The sequence below is a fragment of the Roseomonas sp. E05 genome (assembly GCF_030063475.1).
GTDB lineage: Bacteria > Pseudomonadota > Alphaproteobacteria > Acetobacterales > Acetobacteraceae > Pseudoroseomonas.
Genome location: NZ_JASIRT010000022.1, coordinates 69,635 through 79,977, shown reverse-complemented (window position 1 = coordinate 79,977; position 10,343 = coordinate 69,635). Strand labels below are relative to the sequence as shown.

Sequence of the window (10,343 nt, the reverse complement as noted above, 5' to 3'; positions counted from 1 at the left end):
AAGCAGTTCCGTCGCGTCGCAACCCGCTACGACAAGCTCCTCGCCAACTTCCGCGGCTTCGTTCTGCTCGCCTCAATCGCCATCCTACTCCGCTGAAATCGTCACCACCGCCTAGAGCAGATCCCGTTCCGATGGCATCATCGGAACGGGTGAAGATGCTCTGGCGGGCGCCTCCTCCGCCGGCCATGGCGGCCACCGGAGGGAGCACCCGGAGGTCCGGGCCTTCCCCCCTCAGTGCGGGGCGCGGCGGCGGCGCAACATGCCGATCAGGAGGCCGATCCAGGAGGAGCGGGCGACGCCACCGAGCAGCGGCAGCAGCCCGACGCTGGCGCGCGCCTGCGCCATCGCCGTGTCGCGCAGCAGCCGCGTCTCGATCTCCTGCGGGCTGGGCCGGTCACGCAGCGCCAGCATGAGCAGGATCAGGGCCAGCACCAGGTCGCCGCTGGTGAGCCAGGCCGCGCGCGCCAGCGGACCCCAGCCGTCCAGCGCGAACCAGATCAGCACATGGGCCATCGTGAAGGCGGCGCAGAGCAGGATGGCGGCAATGGCGCCGAGCACGGCACGCCCAACCAGGCGGCGCGCCTGCAGGCCCAGCAGGACGCGCTCCGCCTCCAGGGCGGCGGCGGCCAGACGGAACGCGCGCATCGCGCCTCAGCGCCGCAGCAGACGGGCGAGGAGGTAGCCCACCCCCATGGCGACGAGGATGGTGGCGATCGGCCGCTCGCGCACCACGCCCAGGGCCTGCTCGGCCTCGCGGCGGGTGGTGGTGCTCATCTCCTGCGCCAGATGCTGGGCGCGGCCGGAGGCGCGGGAGACGGCGGGGGTCACCTGCTCGCTCATCAGCGTCTCGACCTTGCGGCGCAGGTCGGCGATGCGCTCCTCGATGGAGCCCAGATCGACGGACGGGTAACGGCTCATGCGGATCCTCCTGCACGAATGCGGCGCGGCCTTGAAAGCTGCCCTGCCCGGGCACGCGGACCGGGCGGGGCGGACGGTCGGGATTCTCCCGGCGCGCGCCGGCGCTGGGAGAAGTTCTGGCCTTCGGCCGTCCGGATGTCACGCCCGGTGGGGTCAGAATGCCCTGCCGAGGGATGCGCCGGCCAGCCCGTTCAGTTCAGGGTGCGGTCGATGCTGCGCCCCATCCGCTCGCCCGGGCCGCTCGGCGGATCCACCGCGTCGCGCAGATTCTGCCCGGCGCGGTCGATCTTCTCGCCGCTCCGCTCCGCCGGCCCCTCGCTGCAGGCGGCCAGCGGACCGAGCAGCGTCAGGACGGGCAGGGTGGCCAGGAACAGCTTGCGCATCGGAAATTCCTTCTCTCTCTCCGCCGCGACAACGCACGGCCAAGTTCCGGGTTGCGCGCCTGCCCAGGATCCTTCGGAGGGGAAAAGGCTCAGCCGGCGGCTCCGTCGTTCGCCGCCATGTGCTCCGTGTTCGCGGGCTCGGCCTCCCGCCGGCGCAGGGTGAAGCGCAGCACCAGCTCGGTGCCGCCCTCGCCGCGGATCTCGATCTCGCCGCCGAGATGCTGGGCGAAGCCGCGGATCAGCGTCAGGCCGATGCCCTGGCCGGCCTCCTCGTCGTCCAGCTTCATGCCAAGGCCGTCATCCCGCACGGTCAGGGTCACGCCCTCGCCCTCGGCATGCACCGTCACCGTCACGGTGCCGCTGCGGGCGTCCGGAAAGCCATGCTTGATGGCGTTGGTGACCGTCTCCGTCACCAGCAGCGCCAGCGAGACGGCCTGGTCGGTGACGATCTCCAGATCGTCCGCCTCCACCACCAGGGCAATGCGCTGGCCGGGCCGCTCGCCCAGCGCGGCGAAGAGCTGCTGCCCCAGCTCCTCCAGGAAGGGCCGCAGCGCGATCATCTCGAAGGTCTGGTTGGTGTAGAGGTGGCGGTGCAGCGTCGCCAGCGCCTGGACGCGGTCGCGCGCGGTGATGAACTCCGCCTTGGCGCGCGCATCGCGCAGCCGGCCGGCCTGCAGGTTCAGCAGCGAGGCGACGATCTGCAGGTTGTTCTTCACGCGGTGGTGGATCTCGGCCATCAGCAGGTCGCGCTGCCGCAGGGCGTTGCGCAGCTCTTCCTCCCGGGCGCTGATCGCCTGTGCCGCGTCGGCCACCGCCCGCTCCAGCGAGCGCACCTCGTCCGGCTCGCCCTGCAGGGGCTGGCTGCGGAAGGGGGCGCCGGGACGCCATTGCCGCACCCGCGCCGCCAGCAGCCGCAGCGGCCGGGCGATGGCGAGATCGGCTCCCAGCACGATGACCACCAGGCAGGCCAGCAGGAAGGTGGCCAACTCGAAGGCCCGGCGCAGCAGCACGGCGTTGGCGGCGCTGCGGATCTCGCCGGTGGGCAGGCCCACCAGCAGCCGCAGCCCCGGCGCCAGAGGGGTGGAAGCATAGGCGAATTCGGCGCCGCCCTGGGCACGCGCCTCCAGCGTCACGGCACCGGGCTGCTGGATCAGCCGCTGCAGCACGGCCGGCGGCGGCAGGTCGAGGGAGGCGGCCTTGGTGAGCGGCAGCGGGACACCGCCACGATCCACCAGCCAGGTCCGTTGCGCCGCGCGCTCCTGGCTGCGGGCCTCGTCGCGGACGAAATGGTCCAGCAGCAGACTGCCGGCGACCACGCCCCGCACGGCGCCATCTGCAATCAGCGGGACGGCGCCGGTGATGACGGATTCACCGGCCATGTCGCGGCGGAAGGGGGTCAGGACGAATTTTCGCTCCGCCACGGCCCGCTGGAAATAGTCCTCCTGCTGGAGGGAGCGTCCGGCCGGAGCCGGCTGGGCGCTGCAAAGCAGCCGGCCCTCGTCGTTCAGGACCGAGAAATTCGCATAGCGGTCGGAATACAGGGACAGCAGCGCCCGGACGACCGGCAGGCAACCGGCGGCGCTGGCGGCAAGCAGGCCCGGCCGGCGTGCGAGCCCTGTCAGCGTCTGCTGCAGAGTGTCGATGGTGGCGCCATGACGGGCCGCGGCAACATCGCCCAGGATGGTGGCGGTGCGGCGGCCGGAGGCGAGTTCGGATTCGTAGCCCAGGATGGCGTTCGCACTGGCGATGCCGACGACTGGCACGCTGGCGACCAGCAGGAGAAGGAACATGCGGCCGCGGACCCCGCGAAGCACCTGGCGCAAGGCGGGCCTATGCGGCCGCGCCGCTGGGGTCATTTCTTGGGGTCCTGCGCCCGATCCTGCTCAATCAGCCGAAGAAGTTCCTCCGGGATGGGCTCACGCGCGACGTCATCGTACATCGCGTGCAGCCCACGCTGGAGCCAAAGGTCAAAAGCCGCATCGGGCGTGCCCTTACGGGCACGCGCGGGACGCGAAGGGGCCGCCTCGACGGCCGGTTCCGCCAACATGCGCTTGTCTGCTCGCTCGTCCATCAGCTTCCCGCATGCAGGGCTCGCGGCATATTTGCGGAGCTTCCGTTGCGCAGCGTACCACTGCGGCGGCGGCCCTCGCCAGCCTGCGCCTGTGCCGTTCCGCGCTTGCCGCTCTGCGGCTCGCCCGTCAGCCAAGCCTCGAGCTGGCGACGGGCACGGAAGACGCGGCACTTGGCGGTGCCGACGGCGCAGCCCATCGCCTCGGCGGCCTCCTCATAGGACATGCCCTGAACAGTGACGAGCATCAGGGCGGTGCGATGGTCGGGCGGCAGGTCGGTCAGGCGGCGGCGCAACTCGCGCAGCGCCAGGTTGTCCTCCTGGGCGGCCGGACGGGCCAGCGCCTCGGCCGGCGCGTTGTCCATGTCGCAGGTATCGCGGCGCCGGCGGATATCGGAAAGGAACCGGTTCCGCAGGATGCGAAACATCCAGGCGCCGAAATTGGTGCCGGGGGTGAAGCTGTGCTGCGCGGCGAGGGCATTGCTCACTGCGGCCTGCACCAGGTCGTCCGCGTCGGCGCGGTTGCGCGTCATCGACACGGCCTGCACCCGCAGACGGGGCAGGATGGCGACGAGCTGATCGTGGAAGCTCGGGAGGGTGCTGGTGGCGGCGGAGTTCGCCTCGGTGAGGGTCATGTCATTCATCGTGCTGTGCTCGCCTTGCATGCCCCACCAATGCACGAGCGAAGAAGCCAGTTGCATCGGGCCTTCCAGAAAAATGCATGGCAGCCATTCCAGAGCGGTATGGAACCTTTGGTGCGGCGGGTCTTTGTGACCGGCGCAATCCATGCCCCCGCCCTATCCTCCTGCCGCCTACGCACTGGCATGCCCCGCGCCTTCCTCCTGTTCCACGGGCACCATGCCGCGTGCCAGTGCGGCGCGGGCCCGCGCCACGCGGGCCTTCACCGTGCCGATTGGCACATTGCAGACCGCCGCGGCCTCCTCATGTGAGAGGCCATGTGCGCCCACCAGAATCAGCGCCTCCCGCTGCGGCAGGGGCAGCAGTTCCAACGCCCGCGCCAGATCCGAGACGGCGTGTTGCGCCTCCTGGGCGGCTGGCTGCGGACCATCCGGTGCCGGCATCCGGGCCAGCGCGCGGCGCTCCGTGCCATGGCGCCTGACCTGCTCGAGAAAGGCGTTGCGCAGGATTCGAAACAACCATGCCCGCAGACTGGTTTCCGGGTCCCATTGCGATTCCGCACGCAGCGCCCGCAGCACGGCCTCCTGCACCAGATCGTCCGCCAGCGCCGCGTCGCGCGCCAGGAAGCGGGCGAAGGCGCGCAGGTCCGGCAGCAGCCCGGCCAAGCGCGAGCGGATCGGGTCAGTGTGATTTGCCATCAGCTTCCAATAGCGGTCTTCCTGCATCACAGGACCGAGACGAGGGCCACGATATGAACGCCGTAACGCAAGCCGAGCTGCTTCGATGCCTGCCGCACGCCCGCCGCTACGCCCGCGCGCTGACCGGCAGCCAGGCCGCTGGTGACGGGCTGGTGGCCGCGGCGCTGCGCGAGGGGCTGCCTTCATTGCCGCCGCGCCTCGCACTCTATGCCGGCGTCACCCGGATGGCACCGCCGCCCGCCGTCCCGGCGAGCGGGAGCGACCTTTCCGCCCGCCACCGCCAGCTTCTGCTGCTGACGGCGCTGGAGGAGCTTTCCGTTCAGGATGCCGCCATGGTCGTCGGCGTCCCGCTCGACGTGGCGGAGACCGAACTGGCCGAGGCGCGCGAGGCCCTGCGCAGCGCCGCGGCCACCGACATCCTGGTGATCGAGGACGAGCCGATCATCGCCATGGACGTGCGCCAGCTCGTCGAGGCCTGCGGCCATCGCGTGATCGGGGTGGCGGCCTCCGAGGTGCAGGCGGTGCGGCTGGCGCGGGAGCGTCACCCCGGGCTGATCCTGGCCGATGTGAATCTGGGCATGGGCGGGGATGGCATCATCGCCGTCAACCGCATCCAGGAGCAGCTGAAGGTGCCGGTGATCTTCGTCACCGCCTATCCCGAGCGGCTGCTGACCGCCGAGCAGGTCGAGCCCGCCTTCGTCATCAGCAAGCCCTTCGAGCCGCTGGCGCTCGCGATCGCCACCTATCAGGCCGTCTCGTCCACCGTGCCCATCGGCTGAAACCGGCGGCTGAAGCACGGCGTTGCTTCGGCGGCGCTGGCTCCGGGCCTCCCGGCCGGCCTGACCGAAGGGAAACGACGCCATGCACCGGCCTCCTGCCTCCCGCCCGCGCTCGCGCCCGGGCCGAGACCGGAGCGCCGGACGTCGCAGCCTGCCGCCCTCGCGGCCTTCCGGTTCGGGCCAACCGCGCCAGGCAGCCCTGAGCCAGGGTGGCCCCCGCCCGGGGACCCTCCTGGCGCTGGCCTCCCCACAGCCTGATTGGAAGGATCGCTTCCCATGCTCTACTGGACCATCATCTTTCTTGTCATTGCCCTCGTGGCCGGCGTGCTCGGCTTTACCGGCGTCGCCTCCGCCGCCAGCGGCATTGCCAAGATCCTTTTCGTCATCTTCCTGGTGCTGTTCCTGGTCTCGCTGATCGCCGGCCGCGGCTGGGCCTGAGCTTCCGCTGCCGGCCGGGCCTCGCGCCGGCCGGCGGGCGAAGGCCCGCGCCCGACTGACCCATTCCCATGAAGCACGCAGATGGCCCGCGGGCGGCAGGCTTCGGAGCCTGCCGCCCGCGGGCCATGCCCGGATGGGAGCGGGAGGGCGGCGGATGGCCGGGGCTTCGCCCCGGCCTGCCACCTCAGCGGGACGTGCTGTTCTGCGGATAGGCGCCCGAGGTGTTGGTGCCGGCGGCGCGATCCAGGGTCCGGGTGGCCTCGGTGCCCGGCGGGTTGCCCGGGGTGCCGTTGGACTGCGAGGGATAGGCGCCCGAGGTGTTGGTGCCGGCGGCGCGATCCAAGGCCCGGGTGGCCTCGGTGCCGGAGGGGTTGCGGGCGGTGCCGTCGGACTGGGACGGGTAGGCGCCCGAGGTGTTGGTGCCGGCGGCGCGATCCAGGGCCCGGGTGGCCTCGGTGCCCGGCGGCGGGGCGTTGTTGCAGGCCGCCAGGCCCAGCAGGGCAGCGGAGACCGCGAGGGCGGGAAGGATCGTGCGCTGGCGCATTCGGGAGGCTCCTCTCTATTTCTTGCCGCCCCGCAAGCGGAAGCAGGGGGCAGGCGCTTCAACGCCACGCTTCAGCTCGGGTTCCATCTCCCTCGCGGATTTCCATCCTGCTCGCGAGGATCGGGCGGGTTGCGCAACCGGTGCGGCCATCCCGGCGTTGAAGGCGGCATCCACCCCCGCCTAGGGGGGGGCGCCGCCGCCGAGCTGGGCTCAGGCGGTGCGGGCTGAGTGCGGCGAGGGAAGAGAGAGAATGCGTTCGATCCTGCTGTGGCTGCTCGGCCTTCCCATTCCGATCATCATCCTGCTGCTCATCTTCAACGTGATCTGAGCTGCCCGAGGCTGGGCATCAGCAGTCTGCCCTCAGCAGCGCGCCGCCTTCCGGCTGCGCCACAGGTGCCAGAGGTAGGCACCCACAAGGCCTGCCACCACCACATAGCTCAGCGGCTCGATGAACGCCTCCACCTTGCGGTACTGCTCGCGCAGCAGATAGCCGGCCCCGGTCAGCAGCATGACCCAGAGTGCGCTGCCGATGCAGGTCCAGAGATAGAAGACGTACCGGGGGATCTCGACCAGCCCGGCGGGAATCGAGATCAGGGTGCGGATGGCCGGCAGCATGCGGCCGAAGAACAGCGCCACCGGCCCATAGCGCCGCAGCGTGCGCTCCGCCCGGTCCATGTCCTGGCCGGAGACGCCGAACCAGCGGCCGTGGCGGTCCACCAGCGGGCGGATGCGGCGGCTGCCGACGGCGCGGGCCACCTCGTACCAGAGCCCATTGCCGAGCAGTGAGCCGGCCGTGCCCGACAGCACCGCCGTCAGCAGCGACATCCGCCCCTCGGCGGCGGCGAAGCCGGCCAACGGCATGATCAGCTCGGAGGGGATCGGCGGGAACAGGTTCTCCAGGAACATCAGGAAAAAGACGCCCGGCGCGCCCGCGCTGCCGACGGTCTGGGTGATCCACTCGATCATGTCGCCCCCTGGAAAACGTGCAGGATTAACCGCCGGCCGCGTGTATAGTTGTAGCCTTCCACCGCGCCGAGGCTGTGCACCGCCAGCGCGCGCTGCTCCAGCGCGGCACGGAAGGCCGCCATGTCGCGGTCGCTGACGGCGACGATACGGCCCCGCGCACCGACCAGGAATTCCGCCGCCGCGGCGCCGTCGCGCAGCAGGACGGTGTCCGCCCCGGTGGCAAAGACCAGCGAGGGCTCGTGGTAGCCGACGATGCCGAACTGGCCCTGCACCTCGCCGGAGGGGGCGGCCTCGGCCAGCAGTTCGGCGAGCCGCGGGCCGATCCAGGGCGCCGTCAGCCGCGGCAGCACGCCGCCGAGCACCACCGCGTAGAGTGGCACGGCCAGGATGGCGGCGGCGAGCCCGGCCTGGGCGATGCCGCGCCGGCGCAGCACCCCGAGCGTCCCCCAGAGCAGCAGCCCGGCCGCCGGCAGGGCGAGCAGCGCCACCGGATCGATGCGGTGGTCGGCCAGCCAGGGCAGCAGCGCCGCGGCGATGCCGAGCGCCGCCGCCACCAGGGCGAGCAGCGCCACGCCGAGCCCGGCCAGCCAGCGTGGCGCCGGGCGGCGCAGCGGGTCCATCGCCCAGGCGGCGCCCAGCAGCACCACCGCGGGGAAGGCGGGCAGCACATAGTGCGGCAGCTTGGTGGCCACCGCCTCGAACATCAGCCAGGAGGGGGCGGCCCAGGCCAGCAGGAAGCGCGTGCCGGGGTTCAGCCGGTCGCGCCAGACCGCGGGCAGCGCCCGCAGCGCCAGGAAGGCGGCGGGAAAGGCGGTGAGCGGAAAGAGCAGCAGGTAATAGCCGGGCGGCCCGCCATGCGCCTCCTCGCCGGAGGAGACCTTGGCCAGCATGTCGCCGCCCACCGACTCGCTGAAGAAGCGGCCCTCGGTGGCGATGCCGATGGCGATGAACCAGGGCGCCGCGACCGCCAGCATCAGCGGCAGGCCCCAGAGCGGGCGAAGCCGGCGCAGCCAGGGAGCGCCACGGTCGGCCGCCACCAGGGTGATGGTGGTGAGCAGCGCCACCAGCGGCCCGATCGGCCCTTTCAGGAGGATGGAGACGCCGAGCACCGCCCAGAACCCCGCCGCCTGGGCGGCGGTGAAGGTGGCCGGGGCCAGATAGGCCCGTCCGAGCAGCCCCATCGCCGCCGCGACGGTGGCGAGCAGCGCCGCGTCGGTCTTGGCGATATGCGTCTCGACCACCAGCACCATCGAGGAGGCAAGCAGCGCCGCGGCGAGGAAGGCGGCGCGCCGCCCCACCAGCGACCGCCCCCAGTGGAAGGTGGCCAGCACCGCCAGCCAGGCGCCGAGCAGGGAGGGGATGCGGTAGGGCCAGATCTCGCCGCGGTGGCCGAGGCCGAGCGCCTCCACCGCCTGCACCGAGGCGGCCTGCGCCCAGTAGATGCCGGCGGGCTTCTTGTTGCGCTCCTCGGCGCCGAAGCGGATGCGGACATAGTCGCCGCTGTCCACCATCTGGCGGCTGGCCTGGGCGAAGCGGCTCTCGTCGCGGTCGCCCGGGGGAAGGGTGAAGAAGCCTGGCAGCCACAGCGCCAGGCAGAGCAGGGTCAGCCACAGACGCGGCCAGCGGGTCTCCGGCAGCCGGTCAAGTGTGTCGCGCAGGGCAGGCAGCATGTCGGGCGGGCTGTAAAGCCTTTTGGGCGGCGGTGTATAGCGGCAAAAGGGTTATGCGACGCTGGTTCGGCGCGGCGTGGCCGAGGGGGAGGCGCGGAGGATGGCGGATGGAGAGATATTGGCGGCCGGGACGGAGGTCCGGCCTCCTTCGGCCCTGGAGATCTTCCTGGCCTTCTCGCGCGTCGGGCTGACCAGCTTCGGCGGCGGGCTGAGCGGCTGGATGATGCGCGAATTCGTCCAGCGCCGCCGCTGGATGGACGAAGGCGAGTTCCTCAGCGGCCTCGCTCTGGCGCAGGCGCTGCCCGGCGTGAACGTGGTGAACCTCTCGATCTGGATCGGCTTCCGGCTGCGCGGCGGCCTGGGGGCGCTGATGGGCGCGCTCGGCATGATCGTGCCGCCGATGGTGGTGGCCGTCGCCCTGGTGGCGCTCTCCGGCACGCTGCTGCAGAGCCCGCTCGCTTACAAGCTGCTCGCCGGCGTGGCGGCGGCGGCGCTCGGCCTGTCGCTGCAGATGGGGCTGCGCGCCGCCCGGCGGGCGGCCAAAGGGGTGGTGCCGGTGGCCGTGATGGCGATCACCTTCCTGGCCATCTTCCAGGCGGGGCTGCCGCTGGTCTGGGTGGTGGCGGCGATGGCGCCGGTGAGCATTGCCTGGTCCGCCTGGCGCCTGCGGCAGGGGGCGTGATGAGCGAAAGCCCGCTGCTGCGCCTGCTGCTGATCCATCTGCCGCTCTCCTTCCTGACCGTGGGCGGCGGCCAGAGCATCATCTCCGAGCTCCACCGCCAGGTCGTCCCGGTGCAGGGCTGGATGTCGGATGCCGAGTTCCTGAACCTCTTCGCCCTCTCGCGCATGACGCCGGGGCCGGGCGCGCTGCTTTCCTCGATGGTCGGCTGGCAGGTGGCGGGCTGGCCGGGCGCGGTGGTGGCCTCCTTCGCCCTTTTCGCGCCCTCCTCGGTGCTGGTCTTCGGCCTCGCGCATCTGTGGCGGCGCTCGCGCGGGGCGGCCTGGACACGGGCGGTGGAGATGGGGCTGGCGCCGGTGGCGGCCGGCATGATCCTGGCCGCCGGCTTCACCCTGCTGCGCGCCGCCGAGGGCGGGGTACTGGCCTGGGCGGTGGCGGCCGCTTCCACCGCGCTGCTGATGTTCACCCGCGTCAGCCCCTTCCTGCTGCTGGGCGCCGGCGGGCTGATCTTCGCGCTGCTGCTGGGCTAGGCAGCCCCGCGTCGCGCAACCCTCGACAGCG

At 71.8% G+C, this 10,343-nt stretch carries 14 protein-coding genes and 1 pseudogene; 5 read left to right on the top strand and 10 right to left on the bottom strand.

Going from position 1 to position 10,343, the window contains the following annotated elements; all coding sequences use genetic code 11:
* Nucleotides 1-96, top strand: a pseudogene (locus QMO56_RS18875) (IS5/IS1182 family transposase); the annotation flags it as partial.
* A 135-nt stretch (nt 97-231) separates the two neighbouring features.
* On the opposite strand, the gene QMO56_RS18870 reads toward QMO56_RS18875, so the two are convergent.
* The 7 genes from QMO56_RS18870 to QMO56_RS18840 form a co-directional block, all read right to left on the bottom strand.
* Nucleotides 232-645 (bottom strand): hypothetical protein, encoded by a 414-nt coding sequence (locus QMO56_RS18870; protein WP_283528275.1) that lies wholly within the window; start codon nt 643-645, stop codon nt 232-234.
* Between the two features lie 6 nt (nt 646-651).
* Complete coding sequence (locus QMO56_RS18865; protein WP_283528273.1) at nt 652-918, bottom strand: hypothetical protein; 267 nt, start codon at nt 916-918, stop codon at nt 652-654.
* A gap of 191 nt (nt 919-1,109) precedes the next feature.
* Nucleotides 1,110-1,301: a hypothetical protein gene (locus tag QMO56_RS18860; RefSeq protein ID WP_283528271.1), complete on the bottom strand. Its 192-nt coding sequence runs from the start codon at nt 1,299-1,301 to the stop codon at nt 1,110-1,112.
* Between the two features lie 89 nt (nt 1,302-1,390).
* Nucleotides 1,391-3,091, bottom strand: coding sequence for a sensor histidine kinase (locus tag QMO56_RS18855; RefSeq protein ID WP_283528269.1), 1,701 nt, complete (start codon nt 3,089-3,091; stop codon nt 1,391-1,393).
* Between the two features lie 62 nt (nt 3,092-3,153).
* A complete protein-coding gene (locus QMO56_RS18850) occupies nt 3,154-3,372 on the bottom strand; it encodes a NepR family anti-sigma factor (RefSeq protein ID WP_283528267.1) in 219 nt (72 codons plus the stop codon).
* Nucleotides 3,372-4,013, bottom strand: coding sequence for a sigma-70 family RNA polymerase sigma factor (locus tag QMO56_RS18845; protein WP_283528283.1), 642 nt, complete (start codon nt 4,011-4,013; stop codon nt 3,372-3,374). The genes QMO56_RS18850 and QMO56_RS18845 overlap by 1 nt, the downstream gene beginning before the upstream one ends.
* Before the next feature lie 168 nt (nt 4,014-4,181).
* Nucleotides 4,182-4,706, bottom strand: a complete 525-nt coding sequence (locus QMO56_RS18840) for a sigma-70 family RNA polymerase sigma factor (protein ID WP_283528265.1) — start codon at nt 4,704-4,706, stop codon at nt 4,182-4,184.
* A gap of 53 nt (nt 4,707-4,759) precedes the next feature.
* Here QMO56_RS18840 and QMO56_RS18835 point away from each other — a divergent pair, with 53 nt between their 5' ends.
* On the top strand, nt 4,760-5,485 hold the full coding sequence (locus tag QMO56_RS18835) for a response regulator (protein WP_283528263.1): 726 nt from the start codon (nt 4,760-4,762) through the stop codon (nt 5,483-5,485).
* A 276-nt stretch (nt 5,486-5,761) separates the two neighbouring features.
* Nucleotides 5,762-5,923, top strand: a complete 162-nt coding sequence (locus QMO56_RS18830; protein WP_160936091.1) for a DUF1328 domain-containing protein — start codon at nt 5,762-5,764, stop codon at nt 5,921-5,923.
* A gap of 184 nt (nt 5,924-6,107) precedes the next feature.
* Here QMO56_RS18830 and QMO56_RS18825 read toward each other — a convergent pair whose 3' ends face one another.
* The 3 genes from QMO56_RS18825 to QMO56_RS18815 form a co-directional block, all read right to left on the bottom strand.
* Nucleotides 6,108-6,467, bottom strand: coding sequence for a hypothetical protein (locus QMO56_RS18825; protein WP_283528260.1), 360 nt, complete (start codon nt 6,465-6,467; stop codon nt 6,108-6,110).
* Between the two features lie 360 nt (nt 6,468-6,827).
* A complete protein-coding gene (locus QMO56_RS18820; RefSeq protein WP_283528258.1) occupies nt 6,828-7,433 on the bottom strand; it encodes a DedA family protein in 606 nt (201 codons plus the stop codon).
* On the bottom strand, nt 7,430-9,103 hold the full coding sequence (locus tag QMO56_RS18815; RefSeq protein WP_283528256.1) for a glycosyltransferase family 39 protein: 1,674 nt from the start codon (nt 9,101-9,103) through the stop codon (nt 7,430-7,432). Before QMO56_RS18815 ends, QMO56_RS18820 begins: the two co-directional genes overlap by 4 nt.
* Before the next feature lie 100 nt (nt 9,104-9,203).
* Between QMO56_RS18815 and QMO56_RS18810 the strand changes: the two genes are divergently transcribed.
* On the top strand, nt 9,204-9,785 hold the full coding sequence (locus QMO56_RS18810; protein ID WP_283528255.1) for a chromate transporter: 582 nt from the start codon (nt 9,204-9,206) through the stop codon (nt 9,783-9,785).
* Nucleotides 9,785-10,312: a chromate transporter gene (locus QMO56_RS18805; protein WP_283528254.1), complete on the top strand. Its 528-nt coding sequence runs from the start codon at nt 9,785-9,787 to the stop codon at nt 10,310-10,312. The genes QMO56_RS18810 and QMO56_RS18805 overlap by 1 nt, the downstream gene beginning before the upstream one ends.
* Nucleotides 10,313-10,343 lie beyond the last annotated feature (31 nt).